Below are 23,651 nucleotides of genomic sequence, written 5' to 3'. Positions count from 1 at the left end.
AACGCTATAGTCCGTTCGGTCAGGAAGGCATTCCTTCTGCCCGCAGGCGGCCGGTCTTCTCATAGACCTCCTGAAGCAGCCGGGAAGGCTGGGTACGGATCAGCGGCTTGGCAGCTACGATCTCATGCGGGCCGACAACTACGATGTTGTCTGCACTGCCTTTAATGACCGCGCCGTCCTTGATGACCGCACCTTCACCGATAATCGCATTCTCAATCAGCACGCCGCGCCCGATGCGCGCACCCGGCATTACCACGCTCTGCTTGATCCGGCTCTGTCTGCCGACCTCAACGCTGCCGAAGATGACGGAGCGCTGCAGGCTGCCTTCAAGTGCGCAGGTCTCATGGATCAGGCAATCATCCGGAGGGGTCTGAACCCGGGGCCGGATGGCAGCCAGCTTCGTGCGCGGAGCCCGGCTGTACATCGGCCAGCGGGAGTTGTCGAGCTTGAAGCCGTCTTCGACCTGCAGCAGATCCATATGGGCTTCCCATAAGCTGTCAACGGTGCCGACATCTCTCCAGTAGCCTTCGAAGCGGTAAGCGAACAGCTCGTCATTCGCATCCAGCATGGAAGGAATAACATCCTTGCCGAAGTCATGAGCGGACTCGGGGTTCGCAGCATCGCGCAGCAAATGGTCTTTGAGGTACGCCCACTCGAACAGATAGATGCCCATGGAAGCCAGGTTGCTTTGCGGTACCTTAGGCTTCTCGGCGAATTCGGAAATTTTGAAATCAGCATCCACGTTCATCACGCCGAAGCGGCTCGCTTCGTCCCAAGGGACCTCCATGACGGAGATCGTGGCTTTCGCTGATTTGCCGATGTGGTAATCGAGCATTTTGCGGTAGTCCATATGATAAATATGATCGCCGGAGAGAATGAGCACATGCTCCGGATTCTGACTGTCAATATATTCAATATTCTTATAGATCGCATCTGCGGTTCCTGTATAACTGTCTCTGCCGTCCACTCCTGAAGGAAGCAGCTTCACACCCCGATCACTGCGGCTATGCAGGCCCCACGGCTCGCCTTCACCGATATGCTGATGCAGGGATTCTGCTTCATACTGGGTCAATACACCGATCGTATCGATCTTGGAATTCACACAATTGCTCAGGGGAAAATCAATAATTCTGTACTGTCCGCCGAAAGGGACTGCAGGCTTAGCCATGCTGGAAGTGAGGGGGGCCAGTCTGCGGCCTTCGCCTCCTGCCAGGAGCATAGCAATACATTCTTTCTTACTCATTTGTTATCCCTCCCATTTTTTTGTCAATGCTTGTAATATACACGCTAGGCGGGCGCTTGAAACGACATAGGGGAATTATATTGCTGTATATCTGAAAAAATTACATAATCATTTTCTTTATTTTGAAACTGCCCATTTTGTTCTCAAAATCATTTTCAAACGCCCCGGATTCGGGTAATGTAATAGGTGCATCCTATATCCTAAGGTGGTGATGATTTGGCCGAATCTGCAAAAACAATTAACCTCCCGTCCGCTGAAGATATTTATCTGTTCCATGAGGGCACGAATTATCGCAGCTATACGATGCTTGGCGCGCATATTGCCGTCCAGGAAGGGCAGGAGGGCGTTCGCTTTACCGTGTGGGCTCCTCATGCGGCATATGTAGGACTGGCTGGTGATCATAACAGCTGGGATGGAACAACGGATCTTGACACGTTATATAAGATACCCGATTCGGGAATTTGGAGTCGTTTTTTTCCGGGCATTCAGCCGGGAACTTTTTACAAATACAGGATTATAGGGGCAGATGGTACAAGCTTCCTCAAAGCAGACCCCTATGCCTTTCAGGCAGAAGTACGTCCGGCCACCGCATCCGTTGTAGCGGATCTCGATGGATACCGGTGGGGAGACGCGGCGTGGCGCCGCAAGAGCAGAGGGCCGTACCAGTCCCCGGTTAACATCTATGAGATGCACCTGGGCACCTGGCGGCAGAAGGAAGACGGCGAACTCTATACCTATAGAGAAATAAGCAGCCTGCTGATCCCTTATCTGACTGAAATGAACTATACCCATGTGGAGTTCATGCCGCTCGCGGAGCATCCTTACGATCTGTCCTGGGGATACCAGGGAACAGGCTATTATGCGGCAACCAGCCGCTTCGGGGAGCCGAAGGAGCTGATGTACCTGATCGACCAGCTTCATCAGGCCGGCATCGGTGTGATTCTTGATTGGGTACCGGCCCATTTCGCCAAGGATGCCCACGGCCTCCGAATGTTCGACGGCTCGCCGCTGTATGAGTATGCCGACCCGATGCTGGCCGAGAAGCCGGGCTGGGGCACGTTGTCGTTCGATTTCAGTAAGCCGGAGATTTCATCGTTTCTGATCTCCAACGCTCTGTTCTGGTTCGAGAAATTCCATATCGACGGCATGAGGGTCGATGCGGTGACCAGTATGCTGCGGCTGGATTTCGAGAAGGAGCATCACCAGTTCAGAACCAATAAGAACGGCGGGCTGGAGAATCTGGAAGCCATCCGCTTCATTCAGCAGCTCAACCAGACAGTCTTCCAGTATTATCCTAGAGCGCTGATGATGGCTGAGGAATCCAGCGCCTGGCCGGGCGTAACCGCACCGGTGCATGAAGGGGGCCTGGGCTTCAATTACAAATGGAATATGGGCTGGATGAATGACACCTTGGGCTACATAGAACATGATTTCGGGGCACGCCCTTACCATCATAATCTGTTGACCTTCCCGATCTGCTATGCCTATTCCGAGAATTATACGCTGCCGCTGTCCCATGATGAGGTCGTTCACGGTAAGAAGTCCCTGCTTGACAAAATGCCGGGGTCCTACGAGCAGAAATTTGCCGGTCTGCGGGTGCTGCTCGGGTACCAGATCAGTCATCCGGGTAAAAAGCTGCTGTTCATGGGAGGAGAGTTCGGGCAATTCATCGAGTGGAAGGATCAGGAGCAGCTGGACTGGCTGCTGCTGGATTATGAGAGCCACCGGCGGATGCTGGCCTATACGGCTGCGCTCAACAAGCTGTACCTCAGTGAGAAAGCCCTGTGGGAGCTGGATCATGACATGGAGGGCTACCAGTGGATTGATGCCGATGACAGCGGCCAGAGTGTGGTATCCTATATCCGCCGCGGGAAGCGGCCGGTCGATACGCTGCTCATCCTAATTAACTTCCAGCCGGTGGAGCGCCGGGACTACCGGATCGGTGTGCCGCGCCCGGGCACATACGAGGAGCTGTTCAGCTCAGAGAGCGTGGAGTACGGCGGCTCAGGTATCCATAACGGACCGGTTAAGAGCACAAAGACACCGTGGCATAACCAGGAGAACAGCGTGGAGCTCACCCTGCCGCCGCTTGGCTTCATAGTGCTTAAGAAGTCGGGACGCAAGTCCGTGAAATAAATCAATTATTTATTGAAGGGGGACAACGGTATGAAAGTCTTGTTTGCCGCAGCGGAGGGCGATCCGTTCATCAAAACAGGCGGGCTGGCGGATGTCATCGGCGCACTGCCGAAGGCGCTCAAAGCCGCCGGAGTCGATGTCCGGGTCATTCTGCCCAAGTACAAGGGAATCAAAGAAAAGTATGTATCCCAGATGGAGCATATCGCTGTGACGGAGGTGCCGGTAGGCTGGCGCAACCAGTATTGCGGAATTGAACGCATCGTACTCGACGGCATACCGGTATACTTCATCGATAATGAATATTACTTCGGGCGTGACGGCATTTACGGCTATATGGATGACGGCGAACGGTTCGCCTTCTTCAACCGGGCGGTACTGGAATGCCTGCCGGCGATTTCGTTCCAGCCGGATGTGGTGCATTGCCATGACTGGCACGCGGCGGTCATTCCGCTCCTGCTGCAGGCGCATTACCGCCATAATCCGTTCTACAGTGAGATGCGTACGGTGTTCACGATACATAATCTCCTGTATCAGGGCGTCTTCCCGTATGAGGTGCTTGGTGAGCTGCTCGGTCTGGACGACAGCTATTTCCTTGGCGTCGAGTATTATGGCAACATCAATTACATGAAGGGCGGGATTGTCTACAGTGACCATGTGACAACCGTCAGCCCGACCTATGCCGACGAGATCCGCACCCCGTATTACGGCTATGGCCTGGATGGGCTGCTGGCTTCACGCTCAGAGTCGCTGAGCGGCATTGTGAACGGAATTGACACCAAGAGCTATAATCCGTCGAATGACCCGTCTATTTTCACCAAGTACCGCTCCAATCTGGCCAAAAAAGCCGAGAACAAGCTGGGTCTTCAGCAGGAGCTTGGTCTGCCGGTGGCACCTTACGTTCCAATGGTAGCTATGGTTACACGGCTGGTCGACTCCAAAGGGCTGGATCTGCTCACCCGCGTGTTGGACGAAATCCTGTATTACGATGACATTCAGTTTGTCCTGCTCGGCACCGGGGATGAGACTTACGAGCGCTGGTTCCGTGAGGCGCAATGGCGTTACCCGACTAAGCTGAGCTCGCAGATTCTGTTCAATGATGCCTTATCCCGCAAAATCTACGCCGCAAGCGACATCTTCCTGATGCCGTCCAAGTTCGAGCCCTGCGGCATCAGCCAGCTATTGGCGCTGCGTTACGGCAGCATTCCGGTGGTCCGGGAGACCGGCGGGCTGAACGATACCGTTAAGGCCTATAACGAATTTACCGGCGAGGGCAACGGCTTCACGTTCAAGGACTACAACGCCCATGATATGATGCATACGCTCCGCCGCGCCGTATCGTTCTACCACAAGCCGGAGCACTGGAAAAAAGTAACCAAAAACGCTTTCTCCGGCGACTACAGCTGGAATGTATCCGCACAGCAGTATATCGACATTTACAACAAAATTACAGCTAACGCCGCAGAGTAACGCTGCATACGAAACAGGCATTCCCCGATCTGATGATGGGTGGAATGCCTGTTTGCTGTATATTGTGAAAGTAACGTCAAGTATAGGGATAGTAATGCGGGAGCTTCGACTGAAATTCTTTTAGACTAACAATCAGGTTCTCCGCATTGAATTCGATCAGGGATACACCGTCAAAAGCATCGGCCGTCCCATCATGCTCGTACTTGAAGTACCATTCGACCACTGTCATATTGCCCTGATGGATGAATTGCTTGATCGTCCATTGCAGTACCGTACCCCGTGAAGTCCAATCCTTAAACCACTGCTCCACGATGGCTATGCCGTGATATTCAGGTCCATAGCTTTCGGAGTATAGAATGTCTGGGGCGAAGATGGTTCTTAGAGTGGAAATTTCCTTGTTAATCCAGGAGTTGAAGTATTGTTCAATTCTCTGTTCCCGTTCCTTCATAAGCTCTCTCCTCTACAATATGACGGTATAGAATCCGGTAACCGTAAGGCTCCAGCGCAACGTTCATCATTCCCTGTTCAGGGATGACCGCTTCACCGGTCAGCGCATCCAGCCAGTCGCTGGTCTCCATCGGGTGGCTGAGCGTGCAGGGTTGCGGCGAATTATTCATCCAGACGGTGAAGTGAATCCGCTCATCCGCACGTTCATATACGATGCAAGGGTCGTTCTCACAGGCCCGGAGAATGCGGAAGCGGCCTTCCCGCAGCGCATTATGATCCTTACGCAGCGCAATCATCATCCGGTAAAAGTCATACAGCTCGCGGTCCTGCTTCGCTTCATCCCATTCCATGCATTTGCGGCAGTCCGGGTCCTCATGGCCGGTCAGGCCGATCTCATCCCCGTAATAGATGCAGGGGGTGCCCATGAAGGTGAACAGGAAGACTACGGCCAGCTTCAATTTTCGCTTGTCTTCCCCCAGTACGGTCAGCAGGCGCGGTGTGTCGTGGCTGCCGAGCAGATTGAAGACCACCTCATTTGTCTGCTGCGGATACCGCATAAGCAGGCCGCCGATCCGCTGGCCGAAGGTGATGCCGTCCATTCCGCCGTTGAAGAATTCCAGCACCGTTCCCGAGAACGGGTAGTTCATCACCGAATCGAACTGATCGCCGAGCAGCCAGGTCAGGGAGTCGCTCCACACCTCTCCGACGATGTACGCATCCGGGTTCGCCGCCTTGACCACCTTGCGGAAATCGCGCCAGAAGTGATGATCCACCTCATTGGCCACATCCAGCCGCCAGCCGTCCACCTTGATCTCCTTAATCCAGTATTCGGCCACCTCCAGCAAATAGGACTTGACTTCATGGTTGGCAGTGTTAAATTTTGGCATATTTCCATAGAAGCCGAACGTATCATAAGTGGGAATGCCGTCAACCACCCCGGCCGGATATGACGAATTCATGTGGAACCAGTCGCGGTAGACCGAGTATTCGCCCTTCTCCAGCACATCCTGAAACGGAGGGAATTGATCGCTGCAATGGTTGAAAACGGCGTCCAGCATGACGCGGATACCGCGTCTGTGGCATTCCTCGACGACCTTTTTGAGCAGATCATTATCGCCGAAATGCGGGTCGACTCTTTTGTAATCCACGATGTCATATTTATGGTTGGAGGGGGAGACGAACAGGGGAGTGAAGTAGATCGCGTTGATGCCGAGGTCTTGCAGATCCTCCAGATGGTCCAGCACCCCCTGAAGATCGCCTCCGAAGAAATTATCCAGCTTCGGCACTCCGCCCCAGGGCTCAGTACCTTCAGGGTTGAGCGAGGAGTCGCCATTCGCGAACCGCTCGGTCATAATCTGGTAGAATACCGCTTCCTTGGCCCAGGCCGGGACCTTGAACAGGTCAATTCCGTGGATGTAAGGGAATTCGTAGTAATGATTGGGCGGGAGCGGACACTCGGAGCGGATGCCGTTATCCAGCAGATACACGGTTTCCATTCCCTTGCTGACCCGGAAAGTATAGCTGAGGCGCTTGTATTTCGGCCGGACTGCCGCTTCCCAGTAGTCGAATTTATCGTCGGAGGCAGCCTTTTCCATAACAATGTCATAAGCGGTATGCTGCCAATCATATTTGTCGCCGGTGAGGGCAACAACATAGTCCACATCATCACGCTTGGTGCGCACCCGCAGATGGATCGTCTGGGCATCGTAGGCGTAAGCCCATTTGTCACGGGGAACATGGTACATCGCTTCCAGCAGCATGACAGCACCTCCTGTAAGTTGGGTGATTTTGCGGAATTCCGCTATAGGCAATCTGTGGATGGTTCCGGCGGGATATGGGGATAATCTATAGTAGATAGTATTATATACCTCTTTTCATAGGATGTGCAAAAGGAGGTTTGGCATTAACAGGATTTGTCACAAATTCGTCTTTGCATATTCATACGATGTGATTTATAATAAGTCGGTCAAAGGGACGAACAGAAACAGAACATAATATGAACAGGAGAGAAAGAAACTAATGAACAAATGGGCTAAACTTTCGATGGGGCTGCTGCTGGCAGCGGGACTACTGGCCGGATGCGGCTCCAATAACGATAAGAACAACACAGCTGCCAGCGGCGATGCCGCGGCCACCAATGCGCCAGCAGCTAAGAAGCTGATCATGGGCACAAGCGCGGATTTCCCGCCATATGAATTCCACAAGATGGTGGACGGCCAGGATACGATTGTCGGCTTCGACATTGAGATTGCCAAGGAGATCGCCGCTGATCTGGGCCAGGAGCTGGAGATCAAGGATCTTCCGTTCGACTCTCTGCTGAATGAGCTGTCCAGCGGACGGATTGACATGGTGATCTCGGGCCTTAGCCCGACACCGGAACGTGCGGAAGCCGTCGGGTTGTCCGAGATTTACTACAAGGCTGAGCAGGCCGTAGTGGTCCGTGAAGCGGACAAAGACAAATTCGCAACGATGGACTCGCTGAAGGGGGCCAAGATCGGCATTCAGACCGGTTCGATCCAGGAAGATATCGCCAAGGGCATTGAAGGCGCAAAGCTCACTTCCCTCAGCAAAATCTCCGAGATCGTCCTGCAGCTGCAGTCCAACCGCGTTGACGCTTCTATTATGGAAGGGCCGGTTGCCAAGTCCTTCGTCAAGAACGTCAAAGGCCTGGTCATTACCGATGCCAAGCCTGAAGTGGAAGATGACGGCTATGTTATCGGCGTGAAGAAGGGCAATAACGAGCTGCTGGATCAAGTGAATAAGACGCTTAGCCGCCTGAACAGCGAAGGCAAGATCGATGAGTTCGTAACGGCAGCCAGCGAGCTGGCCGAGAGCAAATAAGACGCGGCATCACAGAACCAACCGGTTAGCAGAATGGACACAGGCCCGCAGGCAACTGCGGGAGCTGGTTTCTTTTTTGGGAAAATGGCGGTGATCCGCTGTTTTCTATTTTTTTGAGTAGAGGAGGGTAGTAGTTAATGAGTGTATTTGATATCGCTTATGAATACCGTAATTTCTTCTTATCCGGTCTGCAGTATACCCTGCTGCTTGCCGTGATGGGGGTATTCTTCGGCTTCGTGCTGGGGATTGTGATCTCGCTGCTGCGGATGTCGAAGTGGAGAATTCTGCGCTTCATCGCCACCGCCTGGGTGGAATTCTTACGCGGGACGCCGATGCTGGTGCAGCTGTTCCTGATCCATTACGGCTTGCCGGAGTTCGGCATCTCCCTGACCCCGATCCAGTCGGGTGCAATCACGCTTACGATTAACAGCTCGGCCTATCTGGCGGAGATCTTCCGCGCCGGGATTCAAGGGGTGGACCGCGGACAGATGGAGGCGGCGCGTTCGCTTGGCATGAAGCAGGGGATGACCATGCGCTACATCATTCTGCCGCAGGCGCTGAAGAACGTACTCCCGGCAATCGGGAACGAATTCATTACGATTATCAAGGAGTCGTCCATCGTTTCGATGATCGGTGTTGCCGATCTGCTGTTTGAGGCCAGAACGATCACCACGATTACTTATGAAGGACTCAGTCCGCTGGTGGTGATTGCTGTCATGTATTTCGTACTGACCTTCACCTTATCGAAGCTGCTGGGCATATTGGAACGGAGGCTGAATACCGATGATCGAGGTTAAGAACCTGCGCAAGAGCTTCGGCAAGCTGGAGATTCTGAAGGGCATTGATCTGAACATTCACAAGGGCGAGGTTGTGGTTGTCATCGGTCCCAGCGGATCGGGCAAAAGCACCCTGCTGCGCTGCCTGAATCTGCTGGAGCAGCCCACCGGCGGCGAGATCAAGTTCGAGGGAGCATCCATTACCGCGAAGAAGCATGATATTAACGTGACCCGTGAGAAAATGGGTATGGTATTCCAGCAGTTCAACCTGTTCCCGCACAAATCCGTGCTGCAGAACATCATGCTCGCTCCAATTAAGGTACGCAAGCAGCAGTCCTCGGAAGCAGAGAAGATTGCGCTGGAGCTGCTGCGTACGGTTGGTCTGGAGGATAAGCGGGATGCCTATCCGGCTCAGCTCTCCGGCGGCCAGAAGCAGCGGATCGCGATTGCCCGGGCGCTGGCCATGCAGCCGCATGTGATGCTGTTCGATGAGCCGACCTCGGCGCTCGATCCCGAGATGGTCGGGGAGGTGCTGGAGGTCATGAAGCAGCTGGCCTTGGGCGGCATGACCATGGTCATTGTGACGCACGAGATGGGCTTCGCCCGTGAAGTCGGCGACCGTATTCTGTTCATGGACGGCGGAGTCATTGTGGAGCAGGGCTCGCCTGCCGAGGTTTTCGGCAATCCGAAGCATGCCCGTACCCGTGATTTCCTGAGCAAGGTGCTGTAAGATTGCGCTGCAATAGCCGCTGAAGCCTGCTTCAGCGGCTGTTTGTTTTGGGGTCCCCGCAAAGTACCTGAGTCATCGCCTACGCTAAAGCTTCACTTTGTGGGGGTGTTTTGCTTTTCTGGCTCCATAATCCCACATTATGGGGTTATTTTATTTTGGCTGAGCCCAGAATGGGTGATATAGTATACAAATGATCAGTCTACTAGAAAAGGAGTGCACAGAGATGAGAGAGGATCTGCGCCGGATCGGCATTATCGATATTGGCTCCAACTCCATCCGGCTGGTAATCTATGATACGACACCTGCCGGCGGCTACAAAATCATCAAGGAATGCAAATACTCTGCCCGTCTGAGCGAGAAGATTACGAAAGAAGGCAGACTCGAACAAAAGGATATGGACACGGTAGTCCCTGTCCTCCGCCAGTTCAAGCAGATATGTGATGAATTCGGGGTGGAGCAGATCCGCGCCGGGGCCACCGCGGCCATCCGCAATGCCGCGAACTCGGCGGAGATTATCAGCTACCTGTCCGAGGCTTCGTCTGTCCGGATCGAAGTGGTCAGCGGGCATCAGGAGGCTTATTTCGGCTTCCTCGGGGTGATCAATGCGTTCGACGTTCAGGATGGCTTCGTCATTGACATCGGGGGCGGCAGTACGGAGATTACCCTGTTCCGCGGGCGGCGGCATCAGCACAGCATCTCCTTTCCGTTCGGGGCGGTCAACACCAATCTGATGTTCAGCCAGAGCGGCAACTGGAACGCGGAGCAGATCCGCAAGCTGCAGCTGTACGTAACCGGCAGGCTGGTGGAGCATGACTGGCTGACAACGGGGACAGGCCTGCCGCTCTACGGGCTTGGCGGTACGCTGCGTTCACTGGGCAAGCTCGACCAGAAGAGCCGGGATTATTCCCTGCCTAATTCTCATGGGTACGTGCTGGAGGGGGAGACCATCGAGCGGTTTATGGAGGTTCTACCTGCGACCCCGTATGAGAAGCGCAAGGATCTGGACGGACTGTCGAAGAGCCGGGCGGATATCATCGTATCCGGGCTGATTATTTTTCATACGGTCTACCATTACATCGGGGCCAGCCAGGCACTGATCAGCGGAGAGGGCCTGCGTGAGGGGATGCTGCATGATCTGCTCAACCCGGAGCAGCCGGTGCGGGACAGTGCGCTGGAGTACAGTCTGGACACCATTATCCGCTTTGACATCCGCACATCGAAGCGCCATCTGGAGCATATCCATAAGCTGGCGCGGAGCCTGCTGGGCGCATTCGGGCCGGAGGGGGACCGGGCGGAGCAGGAGAAGCTGATCTATGTCGCCGTGATGCTGCACCGGACCGGCTCCAATATTAACTATTACCAGTCCAAGCGGCATACGCATTACTGGCTGATGAATTCCCCGATCCGCGGGCTGACGCACCGGCAGCTTATTCTTAGCGCCTTCATTGCCTCGTACAGCACCAAAAGCCGGAAGCAGAAATTGTCCCAGATTCATAAGGACATTTTGCTGGCTTCCGACGAGGAGTGGGTTCATAAGCTGGGCACACTGGTGCAGTTAAGCATCGCCCTGGACAGCACCGAGATCGGTGTGGTCAGCGGTCTGAAGGCCCGTCTGCACAATCATACGCTTGATCTGGAGCTGCAGGGCGGAGCGGTGCTGATCGGCCTGGAGGACATTGAGAATGCACTCAAAGCGTTCAGGAATGCTTGGTCGGTGAAGGTAAAGCTCGGCTACCCTTCCAGCGGGTAACCTCCATAGCGGCGAACTGGCTCCTTAGCGGGGCCTTTTTGTCGTCTGCGCGTTCATAATATCCGTTGGGCTGCAGGAAGCTGGACTTCACATTGTCCATCAGGGACAGCTCCAGAATCTTGACGATCTGCCCCCGGATCACGTTGTCCTTCACCGGGCACATCAGCTCAATCCGCCGGGTCAGGTTGCGGGTCATCCAGTCGGCGCTCGACAGGTAGACCTCCGGGTTCCCGCCGTTCTCGAAGTAATAGATGCGCGAATGCTCCAGGAAGCGGTCCACAATGCTGCGGACGGTAATCCGCTCGCTGAGGCCTTCAATTCCGGGACGCAGGCAGCAGACGCCTCTGACGATAAGGTCTATGGATACCCCGGTCTGGGCTGCGCTGTACAGATAGTCAATGACCTCCTGGTTGGACAGCGAGTTCATCTTAGCAATAATCCGCGCAGGTCTTCCGGCAGCGGCATGCTCCGCTTCACGGAGAATCAGCTTCTGCAGAGAGAGGCTCATATTGGTCGGCGCTACGATGAAGGAATTCCAGTTGTGATTGGCTGAATAGCCTGTCATCTGGTTGAACAGCTCCGAGGCGTCCAGGCCGATGTCGTGGTTGGCCGTGAACAGGCTGAGGTCCGTGTAAGCCTTGGCTGTGCTGTCATTGTAATTCCCTGTGCCCACATGCACATACCGGCGCAGCTCCGGGCCTTCCTGGCGCACAATCAGCGTGACCTTGGCATGGGTTTTGAGGCCGACCAGGCCATAGACGACATGGCAGCCCGCCTGCTCCAGCTTGCGCGCCCAGGCAATATTGCGTTCTTCATCGAAGCGGGCCTTCAGCTCCACGACAACCGTAACCTGCTTGCCGGATTCGGCAGCGTGGGCGAGCGCGGTGATCAGCGGGGAATTGCCGCTGACCCGGTACAGGGTCATCTTAATCGCCATGACCTGTTCATCCTCAGAGGCCTGGATAATGAAGTCGGTCATAGCATCAAAGGATTCATAAGGGTGATAGACCAGCACATCACGCTCGCTCAGCACCTCGAAGAAATCCTCATTCTCCTCGAACTCTGCCGGATACATCGGTTCAACCGGAACGTAATGCAGATAGCTGAAGCCCTTCAGGCTGCCGACAAAGCCCCGCAGGAAGCCGAGATCCAGCGGGCCCTCGATCTCAAATACGAAATCCTCCAGCTCGAATTCAGCCTGAAGCTGCTCCAGCGCATAAGGGTGAATGCCCTTCTGCACCTCCAGCCGGGCAGGCACTCCGCGCCGCCGCTTGCGCAGCTCCTTCTCAATCTCCTCCAGCAGATCCTCCGCGCCTTCTTCATCAATCGTCAGGTCGGAATTGCGCGTCAGCCGGAATTCGTTGACCGCTACAGGGTCATAACCGCTGAACAGGGTGCGGATATGATGGCGGATCACATCTTCAATGAAGACGAACTGCCGCTTCTTGCTGTTCGACCGGTGCGGCAGCGGAATGCAGCGCGGCAGATTGGACGGAATCTGCAGAATGGCGAAATAAGGCTCCTCCTCCTGGCTGTTCTTGCGCGTCAGTACAACCGCCAGGTAGATGAATTGGCTGTGCACCAGCGGGAACGGACGGCTCTGGTCAACAGCCATCGGAGTAAGAACCGGAAAGATAATATCACGGTAATATTCTTCAATGGATTGCTCCTGGGCCGGGGTCAGATCCTCATAATCGACGAACACGATGCCCTCTTTGTGGAGATTACGTTGAATATCCTTAAAAGTGCGGTACTGGTCGGTGACAATTTTGCCTACACGCTTGATCAGGCGCTTGTACAGGCCGGAGGGGGTGTAGCCGGTGAAATCCTTTTTGGTATAGCCTGCCCGGATCTGATCCTGAATGCCGGCAACCCGGACGCTGATGAACTCATCCAGGTTGCTGGAGACGATAGCCAGGAATTTGGCCCGCTCCATCAGCGGGTTCTCGGGGTCCTGGGCCTCGCCAAGCACCCGGCGGTTGAACTCAATCCAGCTCAGGTCGCGGTTAAGATAGGCTGTTGCAGGACTGATATGATTGTTTTTTTTCTCATCTGCATTCACGATCGTGGACCCTCCAAATTTGCTTCAATGTCTGTTGTGGTGTTCATATTCTATTATTCTACTATTTGCCCGGGGGAGAAATGTTAAATCTGTGTTAAATTTTCGCGCTGAACACAAAAAAACTGTCTGCCCGCATTCGGGACTTCCCGAATGATTAACATTATGTAATATTTATGGTCGGAAAAACAGCCGAAAATGCATAAAATATTTCCAAGTGGTAACAAAAGCATAGCCAAAGGTTACAAACTTGTGATATATTCATAACTGTTAGTTTACAGACCGCAGCATTTAGCGTTACAGAGACCTGAAACCCAAGCAATGATAGGTCCAGCGTTATCTTGGCGCCGCCGAAGGGATGCTTGAGCTGATCCCGGCGCCCACTAATGAAGGAGGCTATTCATGACCATCAGATTCAGAGCCATTACAGCCCTGGCGGCTGCACTGGGACTCGGCGCCATGCTCCAGGCCGCTCCCGTTCAAGCTGACAGCGTACATATCGCTGGAGAGACTACTACTTATTATACTCTATCCAATCATTATGGCATCAGCGTAGAAGAGCTTATGAATGCGAATCCGCAAATTCCGGCCAATAACATCTATCCGGGACTGAAGTTCACAATCCCCGGCGATGTTCAGGCCAAGACGGTCGCAGTGGCAAATGCCGAGGCTGCTCCCGCTGCCGCAGAGGCGCAGGACCTCCCGGCCTTCAGCGTACAATCTGCTACCAATACCGTTCAAGCCTGGGGCAAGGAATTCAATTATGCCAAGGTGCTGCAGGTGAAGGCATCCGCCTATTCCTCGGCAGCGAGTGAGAATGGGAAATGGGGGGCCGTCGATTATTTCGGCAATGCGCTTAAATTGGGGACTATCGCTGTTGATCCTAGTGTCATTCCGCTTGGTACGAAGGTGCTTGTTACCGGCTACACCCATCCCGGACTGCCGAAGCAGGCCTTCCTGGCGACAGCATCGGATATGGGCAGTGCCATCAAGGGCAACCGGATCGATATCTTTATTCCGGGCAGCCAGAGCTTTGTAGCCGATTTCGGCTACCAGTATGTACAATTGTATATTATTCAATAAACCAATAACCGCATATTGCACCATTCCTTCAGGAAACAAAACCGGCAGAACGCCGGATTTTGTTTCTTTTTTTGAAATATATGAATTTATATGTTTCACACGATAACCTATCCTTCTATTTCTCGCTGAAACGGAACCGTCCTTTAAAAGGACGGCAAAGTCGTTTCCACTTGTAGAATTAGCTACACAATCATTTGCCCTTGCTGACCTGGAGCATCTGCGGGACGGTAACGAAGCTATAGCCCTTGCTGCGGATCGTGCGGATGATGTCCGGGAGCGCCTGCAGGGTGCCCTGAAGATTGCTGCCCCGGCCGCCGCCGCCATGCTGGAGGATGATGGCTCCTCTGCCCGCCCTGGAGAGGATATTATGCTTCACCTGGGCTTTGGACAGTCCTCTCCAGTCCAGGGAATCCACATTCCAGTTCACCAGCTTGTAGCCGTGCGCTTTCGCCCACTTCAGCTGCTGCTCATTGATGTCGCCGTAAGGCGGGCGGATCAATCTTGGCTTGTATCCGGCCAGAAGCTGAATTATATTCTCTGTCCGGATAATCTGGGTGCGGAACTGATTTACACTCAGCTTGGTGAACTGTGGATGATTATAAGAGTGATTGCCGACGGCATGGCCTTCCCGGATCATCCGGGCGACCAGCGCCGGGTGCTTCTCCGCACGGCTGCCGACCACGAAGAAGGTGGCTTTGACCTTATATTTGCGCAGGACATCCAGAAGCTGCGGCGTAAAGCGCGGATCAGGCACATCATCGAAGGTCAGTGCGACCATTTTCCTCCGGGGCCCCTGCGTCTTGATTGTGTCCGGGTATTTGTGCAGCAGCTGGCTGAGGGAGAGCCCTTTGCTGCCTGGATGACGTTTATGCTTGGCCGCAGAAGATTGGGCCGCCGAGGAGCCGGCAGGAACCGCCTGTTCTTCTGCGGGGGATTCCCCTGGAGGTGACAACGGCGTCACGGCCGGTGCTGCAGAAGCGTAGACTAATCCGGCAGCGGGCGGGGAGCAGGGCAGGGCCAGGGAGATGAGGGTGATTAAGAGTAAGATTCGGCGGAAGGTTAATTGCTTCATTAAGGTACGCCTCCTGTATCCGCGATTCCGGTTATTTTGCATGATAAGGGTTGTTATTTCCAAGGCACTGTAAATTTATGCTGTTTGCCGGTCAGCCCGGCGATTCGGAGATGTCTCACACCTATAAATCGTTGTATACTTAACCGTACGGGCAACTACCCGCCAATCAAAATAACGGAAAGGATGGAGACCAGAATGACCGATTTGTTTACCCCTTATGAGTTGAAGGCTCTTACGCTGAAGAACCGTGTGGTCATGCCGCCCATGTGCCAGTATGCGGTGGAGAAGCAGGACGGTATTCCAACCGACTGGCATCACGTGCATTATGTCAGCCGGGCTGTCGGCGGTACTGGCTTCATTATTGTAGAGATGAGCGGAGTCCACCCGGAGGGTCGGATTACGGACAGGGACACCGGAATCTGGGATGACGCACAAATCACCCCGTTCAAGCGGATCACCGACGCCGTTCATGCCTATGGTGCCGCAATTGCCATCCAGCTCGGACACGCCGGCCGTAAGGCTGTTGATGCCAAGCCCCCGGTGGCCCCTTCGGCCATCCCGTTCGATGAGACTTACGCCACGCCCAGGGCGCTGACCCGGGAGGAGATCGCCGGACTGGTGACGTCCTACAGGGAGGCAGCCCGCCGTGCGGTAGAAGCCGGTTTCGATACCGTCGAACTTCACGGGGCGCATGGCTACCTGATCCACCAGTTCCATTCGCCTCTCTCTAATGTGAGGGATGATGAGTACGGCCGTGATCCTATTCTGTTCGGCGAGCAGGTGGTGAAGGCGGTGCGGGAGGTGCTGCCGGCTGAAATGCCGCTGCTGATGAGAGTCTCCGCCCGTGAATATGTGGATGGCGGATATGATGAAGCGTATGCGCTTGAATTCTGCCGCCGCTACCAGGCGGCTGGCGTAGATATGTTCCATGTCTCGTCCGGCGGAGAGGGCCCGATCGGATCAAATGGCGGGCCGGGAGCCGGACCGGGGTATCAGGTGGAGCTTGCGGAGTACATACGCAGCGGACTGCAGGTTCCTGTTATTGCAGTAGGGCGTTTGGAATCGTATGAGGACGCGCAGGCAGTTATTACGGAAGCGAAGGCTGAGCTTGTGGCTGTAGGCAGAGGCATGCTCAGTGATCCGTACTGGGTGCTTCATGCGGCGGAGGCGCTAGGCGGAATTGATCCGGCTGATATACCGAAGCCTTACGAGCGCGGAGTCTGGAACAAGAAATAGAAGGCCCTAATTGTGAAGAATGTCACAGATTTTAAGCTCCTTCTAAGGCATGGTTAATAAGATAAAATTTGAAGGAGCTTGATAACGTGGCGACGGTGATTAGTAATGAGCGGCTGGCGGATGGAGTCTACCACCTTGTAGTGGAAGGCGGTAACGGCGGGGAGATGGGGCAGTTCTACATGCTGCGGGCATGGGGAGCCTATCCGCTGCTGTCCAGACCGCTCAGCATCCATCAGGTGAATGACAGCGGTGTGGATTTCTTGTATCACGTAGTAGGGGAAGGCACGGAGATTCTGGCCGGGCTGAACCCGGGCGACAGTCTGGAGCTGGAAGGGCCATTCGGCTCCGGCTTCCCGAAGGTGGAGGGCCGGGTGGCGCTGGTAGGCGGCGGAATCGGTATTGCTCCGCTCTATTACTGCGCTCAGGAGCTTCCGGACAGCGATATTTATCTCGGCTTCAGCCGGGAGTCTTACCGCACCGAAGCCTTCCGCCCCTATGCTGCCGGACTGACCGTTGATGTAGGCGGGCTGATTCTGGACAGTGTCGATTTCACCGCTTATGATCATATCTTTGTGTGCGGCCCGCATCCGATGCTGAAGGCTGCACAGCTCAAAGGGATTGCCGCCGCTGCTTCGGGCAAGCGTCCTGACGTGTATTTGTCGCTGGAGAACCGCATGGCCTGCGGAATCGGCGCCTGTCTGGTCTGCAGTGTATCCTGCAAGGACGGACAGCGCAAAGCTTGCGCAGATGGTCCAGTCTTCCTGGCAGAGGAGGTGCTGTTCCATGATTAATACCTCAGCTGTAATCGCCAGTGTATCCTTCAAGAATCCGATTGTGATGGCTTCGGGGACGTTCGGCTTCGGCCGTGAGTACGGCAGACTCTATGATGTATCGGCTCTTGGCGGAATCTCCGGCAAGGGCCTGACCCTCCACGCCAAAGCCGGGAACCCCGGTATTCGCGTCTATGAGACAGCTTCCGGTATGCTGAACAGTGTAGGGCTGGAGAATCCGGGGGTCGAGGCCTTCCTGGCCAAGGAGCTGCCTTACTGGGAGACACTGGACACCGCGCGGATCGTGAACCTGGGCGGCAACACACTGGCGGATTATGTACTGGGAGCGGAGCTGATCCAGCGCGATGCGGATACCCGCGGGCTTGCGGGCAAGCCTGCGGTGGACATGATCGAGCTGAACATCTCCTGCCCGAATGTGAAGGAGGGCGGCATCGCCTTCGGCGTGAAGACACCGGCTGCGCAGGAGGTGGTCCGGGCAGTCCGGGCGGCGACCTCCCTGCCGCTGGCCGTCAAGCTGTCGCCGAATGCGGAGGATATCGCGGAGATGGCTGTCATGTGTGAGGCTGAGGGCGCAGATGCCGTCTCGCTGATCAACACCATCTCAGGCATGAAGATCGATATCCGCCGCCGCAGCAGCGTGTTCAACAATCTCTACGCCGGTTTGTCGGGACCGGCCATCAAGCCGGTAGCCCTGCGCATGGTGCATCAGGTGTCCAAACGGGTTACCATTCCGGTTATCGGGATGGGCGGAATCACTTCCGCGACGGATATCATAGAATTCATTATGGCCGGAGCTACTGTAATTCAGGTGGGAACCTACAACTTCATGAATCTGCGGGCGGGCCACACGCTGGTCGAAGAGCTGCAGCAGCTGATGGCGGAAGAGAATATCTCCTCACTGGATGAAATCCGTGGTATTGTGTAGATAATGGTTAATATATGGGGGAGGGGGAATTCTATCATGACAATGGATCAGCCGCATCCTGATGACATTAAGCTGACCGAGGTGGAGGTGGGCCGGGACCTGCTGCTGCTGATTACCGGAGGAGTCCGCCACATCGGTGCGGCAAGCACGGCTTACATGGACGGGGATACAGCCCGGGTCATGACCTCCGCCGTCCCCCATCATAAGGAGCATACGATCAGTGAAGCCATTGCGTTGAAGGCTGCGGCTGCGCTGAACCGGACCGTCACGGTAGTAATGGGCATTCATTACGACAACCTGAGCCGCGAGGGCATCAGAGAAGCCGTAAATATTGTGGACCGCAAAGTGGAGCAATATTTATTGCAGAAGACGCGAACATTTTTTTGAAACGAATTTCTTCTCTCTGCGTAAAAGATACCAAATGAGCAACTAACTTTTATTTTGGAGGAATGAACCATGTCTATCTTCAAAAGATTGCGTGACCTGACCATGTCAAATATTAATGCGATTATCGATAAAGCGGAGGATCCGGTCAAGATGACCGACCAGTACATCCGTGATATGACAGAGGATCTGGAGGACGCCGAGAAAGCGGTAGCCGCGCAGATCGCCATTGAGAAGAAGTTCAAGCAGCTATACGAAGAACAGGAAGCTCTGGTGAACAAGCGTAACCAGCAGGCCCATGCTGCCGCACAGGCCGGTAACGCCGATCTGGCGCGCCGCGCACTGGAAGAGAAGAAGTCGGCTGAGGCTAAGCTTGTAGAATACAAAGCCAGCTTCGACCAGAACAAGGCTTCGGCCGATAATCTCCGCGGCAAGCTGGAAGAGATGCGTAAGCAGCTGAACCAGATGAAGAACAAGCGGGAGACGCTCGTGGCCCGTTACAATGCGGCGAAGGCCCAGACCGAAATCAACAAGGCGATGAGCGGATTCAGCACCGATTCGGCTACCGCTGGTCTGAAGCGGATGGAGGACAAGATGCTCCAGGCCGAAGCCCAAGCTGAGGCCAGCAACGAGATGAGCTCGGGCAACCGTTCACTGGACGATGAGTTTGAGAAGCTGGGCAAGGACCAGGCGGTAGAGGATGAACTGGCAGCCCTGATGAAGCAATACGAGAAACAATAACATATTGGCATAAGCCGGACTTCTGGTGGTTGTCCACAGGCGAAGGGGAGACAGAACGAACAGTTTCCCCTTCGCTTTATGTTTGTCATCCTGATTAAGGAAATATGAACGCGGGGGCTGAAGCAATGGATTTCGATACCCTGGTGTCCATGGTAGTGTGGACGGTCAGCGGCGCGGTGCTGCTGTGTGTGCTGATGCTCGTGGATTCACAGTTTACCCGTTATAATGATATGGAGGAGCTGAAGGCAGGCAATATGGCCGTGACGACCCGGCTGGTCATGAAGCTGCTGTCACAGGCTTATATCCTGTCGGCATCCATAGCGGCGGCGAACCGGCTCGGGACCGCATTGATCGTCTCTGTTGTATCTTTTATCCTGTTATTTGTGCTGGAGAAGAGTGTGGAGCAGCTGATGGCCAAGTGGGGCAAGCTTGAACTGGACCATGGCACACAGCTGGGCAAGGTGGGCTACGGCCTGATGGCAGGCTCACTGCATGTGACAGGAGCATTAATAATCGCTGCATTTATACGTGGATAAGAGAGTTAAGGAGGAGTGGTGGCACTTGGGTCTGTTCAAAAGAATCGGCAGTCTCTTCTCGAAGCCGGCAGCACCGGCGGCGCCTAAGAGCATGTTAGATCTGGCTCCCGGAGACATCTGTGAGGTATCGCTGGTCACCTATGAGGTGACCGGACGGACCAAAACCAGCGGCCGAAATGCCGCTGTGCTGACTCTGCGGGACGGCAGCCGGATCGCCTATCTGTATATCGAAGAGCGTGAGGAGCTGCAATACAGGCTGTACCATCCGATCGACGGGCGGCTGGACAGTCCTTCCGAGGTACCGGCAACGCTGGAGCTGGATGACCGGATGTTCTATCTGGAGGAAGAATATGAAGGATATGCGGCGGTCACCGGCCAGACGCCTTACATGAACGGCGGGGAGCAGCATGTCTGGCAATACCAGTCGGATGACTCCCGACTGCTCCGGGTGGAATGGCAGAACGGCCGGTTCATGCTCTATGAAGGAGAAGCTGTCATTTCAGCGGATGTCCGGGTCATCCGTGCGTCTTAAGCAGAAGGAATATGTTTGCAGACAATTGAAGGTTGAGTAAGGAAGGGATGCATGGTCCTGGGTTCAGGCCCGTGCATCTCTTTTGTTATACCTTACCGAAGGAGGAATCAGACAAATGGCTAACCAGGAGAATGAGAACAAGGAATATACCGGCGGCAAATTTCAACGCACAGTGCTTCAGGTGGCAGAGGCACAGGCGCTGCTTAAGCCCTACGCGAAGCTGCTTGCGACCGAAGAGGTGCCGTTGAATGCCAGCAGCGGACGGATTCTGGCCTGTGCTGTTCAGGCGCCGCATCCTTTTCCGGCGTTCGACCGTTCGGCGATGGACGGTTATGCCGTGATCGCGGCCGATCTGTCTGAGGCTGATGACCATAGCCCGGTGTGGCTGGAGGTTGCCGATGTGATCCCTTGCGGGGCTGTGGCCTCCAGAGCGGTTACATCAGGAACGGCTGCGCGGATTATGACGGGTGCACAGTTGCCGGAAGGAGCCGACACGGTAGTTATGCTGGAGGCCACGGAGAGCCGGACCAGGGAGGGGATCCAATATGTGGGGATACGCAAACCGGCAGCACCGGGACAGCATATTACCCCCCGCGGGTTAGAGTTAAGCACAGGTGATCCTGTTCTTCCTGAAGGCCGAATCATTGGGCCCGGCGACATTGCGGTACTGGCTGCGCTTGGGGTGGCGGAGGTGCCTGTGCGGCGTAGACCAAAGGTCGCGGTGTTCGCGACCGGCTCGGAGCTGCTGGAGGTGGACGAGCCGCTGGTGCCGGGGAGAATCCGCAACAGTAATTCTCCCATGCTGGAGGCGCTCATCCGCGAGGCAGGCGGAGAGCCGGTGATGCTGGGTGCGATCGTTGATGATCTGGAGCTGGCCCGCAGCAAGGTGCAGATGGCGCTGGAGAGCTGCGATCTGGTAATTACAACAGGGGGCGTCTCTGTCGGAGATTATGACATTATGGGCGACCTCATCCGCGAGCGGAGCGGAGAGATGCTGTTCAACAAAATCGCCATGCGCCCCGGCAGCGTTACCTCGGCAGCGGTGCGCGGCGGGACGATTCTGCTGGCCCTGTCCGGTAATCCGGGAGCGTGCTTCGTCGGATTTCAGCTGTTCGCCCGTCCGGTGATCGGCATGATGCAGGGCACGGACCAGCCGGAATTACCGGAATGGACCGCTCACTTAGGGGCAGATTATACTCGCACGAACAGCTTCACCCGCTATGTTCGGGCCCGGCTGGAGATCAGGGAAGGACGGCTCTTTGCTCATCCTGCCACTGTTGACGAGTCCTCCGTGACGGTGACGATCAAAGACAGCGATGCCCTGATCGTAATTCCGCCGGACAGCGAACCCTTCCGGGCAGGGGACATGGTCCAGGTGCTTAAGCTTCCCGGGGAGCTTAGGGGGTGACAGAGCAGTAGCCCGCCTCCGGCAGATTCTTGAGGCTCATTGCTGCTTATAGGCGGGATATATGCGAAAAAGCGAATACATTGGGTTGGGGCGAGGCGCGTGGACGGAATGTATACTAAAAACCGCACACAATGAGCAGGAATGGGGCGCGTGAGCGGGATGTATGCTAAAAACCGGACACAATGGTCGGGCACGAGGTGCGGGAGCCAAACGTATGCGGAAAACAGCATACAATTGGCTCGCTGAAGGCGCGCGGGCCAAATTGTAATCGAAAAACCGACCACATTAGGCATGGCGGAGGCGCGTAGGCCTAATGTAATCGAAAAACCGACTACATTAGGCCTGGCGGAGGCGCGCGGGCCAAATGTAATCGAAAAACCGACCACATTAGGCATGGCGGAGGCGCGTGGGCCAAACGTAATCGAAAAACCGACCACATTAGGCATGGCGGAGGCGCGCGGGCCAAACGTAATCGAAAAACCGACCACATCGGGTGCGGCTGAGGCGCGAAAGTCGAATGGCGCGGCACGAAGCACCAGCAACCTTCAACCACAACGCCATCATTCTGTAATTTCATCATATGAAAAATTCACAATAATGAAGCACAAAGTTACCCTGCCGCCTCCAGCAACAGCACCAAATGACCACCCGGCAGCGCATCAGCTCGACTTAGCAGCACAACACCCGGTTACAAAGCAACCCCCTCCAGTGCTCTCAATAAGAGACAGGAGGGGGCTATTGTTATTGTGCCGTTAAAATCAGCGGACCGTCAGCGGTGACCGCAATCGTATGCTCGTATTGCGCTGAGAGCTTACCGTCTGCCGTTCTGGCCGTCCATTCGTCATCGTCTATCGTGATCCGGTAAGTGCCTTCATTGATCATCGGCTCGATGGTGAAGACCATGCCTTCTTTGAGGCGGACGCCTTTGCCGGCGGTGCCGACATGCTCGTAGCTGGGCTCCTCATGTAGGCTGCGGCCGATGCCATGCCCAAGCAAATCGCGCACGACCGAATAGCCGTGAGCTTCCGCATGTTGCTGGATGGCTGAGGTGACATCGCCCAGCCGGGCTCCGGGAACGGCCTTAGCGATTCCGAGGTCCAGGCACTCCTTGGTCACCTGCATTAACCGCTGCGCCTCCGGCGTGATCCGGCCGACCGCATAGCTCACGCACGAATCCCCGAACCAGCCGCCGTATTCGGCAACGATATCCAGCTTCAGCAGATCGCCGTCCATCACAATCCTGCTCTTCGATGGGATGCCATGGGCCACCACATCGTTAATCGAGATGCAGGTCTCGGCAGGGAACCCGTTGTAGCCTTTGGTAAACTGCTTGCCGCCCAGCTTGGTAATATGTCTGGCCACGAAATCATTGATCTCCATGGTGCTAATTCCCGGCTGAATCAGCCTGGATACCTCCCGGTAGCAGTCGGCAACAATCTGCCCTGCCAGCCGCATCTCTTCAATTTCTCTGGCTGATTTCAGAATAATCATGGA

Annotated in this window: 20 protein-coding genes and 1 pseudogene; 15 read left to right on the top strand and 6 right to left on the bottom strand. The window is 55.1% G+C overall.

Going from position 1 to position 23,651, the window contains the following annotated elements; all coding sequences use genetic code 11:
- Positions 1-19: 19 nt before the first annotated feature.
- On the bottom strand, positions 20-1,243 hold the full coding sequence (locus MHI24_RS01990) for a glucose-1-phosphate adenylyltransferase (protein ID WP_340023892.1): 1,224 nt from the start codon (positions 1,241-1,243) through the stop codon (positions 20-22).
- Between the two features lie 216 nt (positions 1,244-1,459).
- Between MHI24_RS01990 and glgB the strand changes: the two genes are divergently transcribed.
- Both glgB and glgA read left to right on the top strand, forming a co-directional pair.
- Positions 1,460-3,379, top strand: a complete 1,920-nt coding sequence (glgB, locus tag MHI24_RS01985; RefSeq protein ID WP_340023891.1) for a 1,4-alpha-glucan branching protein GlgB — start codon at positions 1,460-1,462, stop codon at positions 3,377-3,379.
- 30 nt (positions 3,380-3,409) lie between these two features.
- A complete protein-coding gene (gene glgA / locus MHI24_RS01980; RefSeq protein ID WP_340023890.1) occupies positions 3,410-4,846 on the top strand; it encodes a glycogen synthase GlgA in 1,437 nt (478 codons plus the stop codon).
- Between the two features lie 76 nt (positions 4,847-4,922).
- On the opposite strand, the gene MHI24_RS01975 is transcribed toward glgA, so the two are convergent.
- A complete protein-coding gene (locus MHI24_RS01975) occupies positions 4,923-5,294 on the bottom strand; it encodes a nuclear transport factor 2 family protein (RefSeq protein WP_340023889.1) in 372 nt (123 codons plus the stop codon).
- Positions 5,269-7,053, bottom strand: a complete 1,785-nt coding sequence (locus MHI24_RS01970) for an alpha-glycosidase (protein ID WP_340023888.1) — start codon at positions 7,051-7,053, stop codon at positions 5,269-5,271. Before MHI24_RS01970 ends, MHI24_RS01975 begins: the two co-directional genes overlap by 26 nt.
- Before the next feature lie 259 nt (positions 7,054-7,312).
- Between MHI24_RS01970 and MHI24_RS01965 the strand changes: the two genes are divergently transcribed.
- From MHI24_RS01965 to MHI24_RS01950, 4 genes and pseudogenes are all read left to right on the top strand, one after another.
- A complete protein-coding gene (locus MHI24_RS01965) occupies positions 7,313-8,134 on the top strand; it encodes a transporter substrate-binding domain-containing protein (protein ID WP_340023886.1) in 822 nt (273 codons plus the stop codon).
- 140 nt (positions 8,135-8,274) lie between these two features.
- Positions 8,275-8,931, top strand: a pseudogene (locus MHI24_RS01960) (amino acid ABC transporter permease); the annotation flags it as partial.
- Complete coding sequence (locus MHI24_RS01955; protein WP_340023885.1) at positions 8,918-9,640, top strand: amino acid ABC transporter ATP-binding protein; 723 nt, start codon at positions 8,918-8,920, stop codon at positions 9,638-9,640. The pseudogene MHI24_RS01960 and the gene MHI24_RS01955, both read left to right, overlap by 14 nt.
- A gap of 223 nt (positions 9,641-9,863) precedes the next feature.
- Positions 9,864-11,390 (top strand): Ppx/GppA phosphatase family protein, encoded by a 1,527-nt coding sequence (locus MHI24_RS01950; RefSeq protein WP_340023884.1) that lies wholly within the window; start codon positions 9,864-9,866, stop codon positions 11,388-11,390.
- Here MHI24_RS01950 and ppk1 read toward each other — a convergent pair.
- The gene (ppk1, locus tag MHI24_RS01945) at positions 11,338-13,455 is read right to left on the bottom strand and encodes a polyphosphate kinase 1 (protein WP_340026583.1); all 2,118 of its coding nucleotides are present in this window, start codon (positions 13,453-13,455) and stop codon (positions 11,338-11,340) included. The genes MHI24_RS01950 and ppk1 overlap by 53 nt on opposite strands.
- 396 nt (positions 13,456-13,851) lie before the next feature.
- On the opposite strand from ppk1, the gene MHI24_RS01940 reads away from it, so the two are divergent.
- On the top strand, positions 13,852-14,532 hold the full coding sequence (locus tag MHI24_RS01940) for a 3D domain-containing protein (protein WP_340023883.1): 681 nt from the start codon (positions 13,852-13,854) through the stop codon (positions 14,530-14,532).
- Positions 14,533-14,722: 190 nt separating this feature from the next.
- Here the strand turns inward: MHI24_RS01940 and MHI24_RS01935 are convergent, their stop codons facing one another.
- Complete coding sequence (locus tag MHI24_RS01935; RefSeq protein ID WP_340023882.1) at positions 14,723-15,604, bottom strand: polysaccharide deacetylase family protein; 882 nt, start codon at positions 15,602-15,604, stop codon at positions 14,723-14,725.
- A 195-nt stretch (positions 15,605-15,799) separates the two neighbouring features.
- On the opposite strand from MHI24_RS01935, the gene MHI24_RS01930 reads away from it, so the two are divergent.
- The 8 genes from MHI24_RS01930 to glp all read left to right on the top strand — a co-directional run bounded on the left by MHI24_RS01930 (position 15,800) and on the right by glp (position 22,157).
- Positions 15,800-16,840, top strand: a complete 1,041-nt coding sequence (locus MHI24_RS01930) for an NADH:flavin oxidoreductase/NADH oxidase (protein ID WP_340023881.1) — start codon at positions 15,800-15,802, stop codon at positions 16,838-16,840.
- An 86-nt stretch (positions 16,841-16,926) separates the two neighbouring features.
- Positions 16,927-17,631, top strand: a complete 705-nt coding sequence (locus tag MHI24_RS01925; protein ID WP_340023880.1) for a dihydroorotate dehydrogenase electron transfer subunit — start codon at positions 16,927-16,929, stop codon at positions 17,629-17,631.
- Positions 17,624-18,556 (top strand): dihydroorotate dehydrogenase, encoded by a 933-nt coding sequence (locus tag MHI24_RS01920; protein WP_340023879.1) that lies wholly within the window; start codon positions 17,624-17,626, stop codon positions 18,554-18,556. The genes MHI24_RS01925 and MHI24_RS01920 overlap by 8 nt, the downstream gene beginning before the upstream one ends.
- Before the next feature lie 36 nt (positions 18,557-18,592).
- Complete coding sequence (locus MHI24_RS01915; protein WP_340023878.1) at positions 18,593-18,943, top strand: hypothetical protein; 351 nt, start codon at positions 18,593-18,595, stop codon at positions 18,941-18,943.
- A gap of 69 nt (positions 18,944-19,012) precedes the next feature.
- On the top strand, positions 19,013-19,681 hold the full coding sequence (locus MHI24_RS01910; protein WP_340023877.1) for a PspA/IM30 family protein: 669 nt from the start codon (positions 19,013-19,015) through the stop codon (positions 19,679-19,681).
- A 125-nt stretch (positions 19,682-19,806) separates the two neighbouring features.
- Positions 19,807-20,217 (top strand): DUF350 domain-containing protein, encoded by a 411-nt coding sequence (locus MHI24_RS01905; protein WP_340023876.1) that lies wholly within the window; start codon positions 19,807-19,809, stop codon positions 20,215-20,217.
- A 25-nt stretch (positions 20,218-20,242) separates the two neighbouring features.
- Entirely contained in the window at positions 20,243-20,749 is a 507-nt protein-coding gene (locus MHI24_RS01900; protein ID WP_340023875.1) for a DUF4178 domain-containing protein, read from the top strand.
- Between the two features lie 115 nt (positions 20,750-20,864).
- Complete coding sequence (gene glp / locus MHI24_RS01895; protein ID WP_340023874.1) at positions 20,865-22,157, top strand: gephyrin-like molybdotransferase Glp; 1,293 nt, start codon at positions 20,865-20,867, stop codon at positions 22,155-22,157.
- 741 nt (positions 22,158-22,898) lie between these two features.
- Here glp and map read toward each other — a convergent pair.
- Complete coding sequence (gene map, locus MHI24_RS01890; protein WP_340023873.1) at positions 22,899-23,648, bottom strand: type I methionyl aminopeptidase; 750 nt, start codon at positions 23,646-23,648, stop codon at positions 22,899-22,901.
- Positions 23,649-23,651 lie beyond the last annotated feature (3 nt).

Origin of the sequence: Paenibacillus sp. FSL K6-1096, assembly GCF_037977055.1 — a bacterium.
Classification (GTDB): Bacteria; Bacillota; Bacilli; order Paenibacillales; family Paenibacillaceae; genus Paenibacillus_AQ.
The sequence above is the reverse complement of the archived record's forward strand: the minus strand, read 5'-3'. Positions and strand labels throughout refer to the sequence as shown.

Excerpts from the sequence above, each read along its gene's own strand:
- MHI24_RS01990 (WP_340023892.1), bottom strand. The coding sequence starts at position 1,243 with ATGAGTAAGAAAGAATGTATTGCTATGCTCCTGGCAGGAGGCGAAGGC.
- MHI24_RS01905 (WP_340023876.1), top strand. The coding sequence starts at position 19,807 with ATGGATTTCGATACCCTGGTGTCCATGGTAGTGTGGACGGTCAGCGGC.
- MHI24_RS01930 (WP_340023881.1), top strand. The coding sequence starts at position 15,800 with ATGACCGATTTGTTTACCCCTTATGAGTTGAAGGCTCTTACGCTGAAG.
- MHI24_RS01955 (WP_340023885.1), top strand. The coding sequence starts at position 8,918 with ATGATCGAGGTTAAGAACCTGCGCAAGAGCTTCGGCAAGCTGGAGATT.
- MHI24_RS01950 (WP_340023884.1), top strand. The coding sequence starts at position 9,864 with ATGAGAGAGGATCTGCGCCGGATCGGCATTATCGATATTGGCTCCAAC.
- map (WP_340023873.1), bottom strand. The coding sequence starts at position 23,648 with ATGATTATTCTGAAATCAGCCAGAGAAATTGAAGAGATGCGGCTGGCA.
- MHI24_RS01975 (WP_340023889.1), bottom strand. The coding sequence starts at position 5,294 with ATGAAGGAACGGGAACAGAGAATTGAACAATACTTCAACTCCTGGATT.
- MHI24_RS01915 (WP_340023878.1), top strand. The coding sequence starts at position 18,593 with ATGACAATGGATCAGCCGCATCCTGATGACATTAAGCTGACCGAGGTG.
- MHI24_RS01935 (WP_340023882.1), bottom strand. The coding sequence starts at position 15,604 with ATGAAGCAATTAACCTTCCGCCGAATCTTACTCTTAATCACCCTCATC.
- MHI24_RS01970 (WP_340023888.1), bottom strand. The coding sequence starts at position 7,053 with ATGCTGCTGGAAGCGATGTACCATGTTCCCCGTGACAAATGGGCTTAC.
- glgA (WP_340023890.1), top strand. The coding sequence starts at position 3,410 with ATGAAAGTCTTGTTTGCCGCAGCGGAGGGCGATCCGTTCATCAAAACA.
- MHI24_RS01910 (WP_340023877.1), top strand. The coding sequence starts at position 19,013 with ATGTCTATCTTCAAAAGATTGCGTGACCTGACCATGTCAAATATTAAT.
- MHI24_RS01965 (WP_340023886.1), top strand. The coding sequence starts at position 7,313 with ATGAACAAATGGGCTAAACTTTCGATGGGGCTGCTGCTGGCAGCGGGA.
- MHI24_RS01920 (WP_340023879.1), top strand. The coding sequence starts at position 17,624 with ATGATTAATACCTCAGCTGTAATCGCCAGTGTATCCTTCAAGAATCCG.
- glp (WP_340023874.1), top strand. The coding sequence starts at position 20,865 with ATGGCTAACCAGGAGAATGAGAACAAGGAATATACCGGCGGCAAATTT.
- MHI24_RS01940 (WP_340023883.1), top strand. The coding sequence starts at position 13,852 with ATGACCATCAGATTCAGAGCCATTACAGCCCTGGCGGCTGCACTGGGA.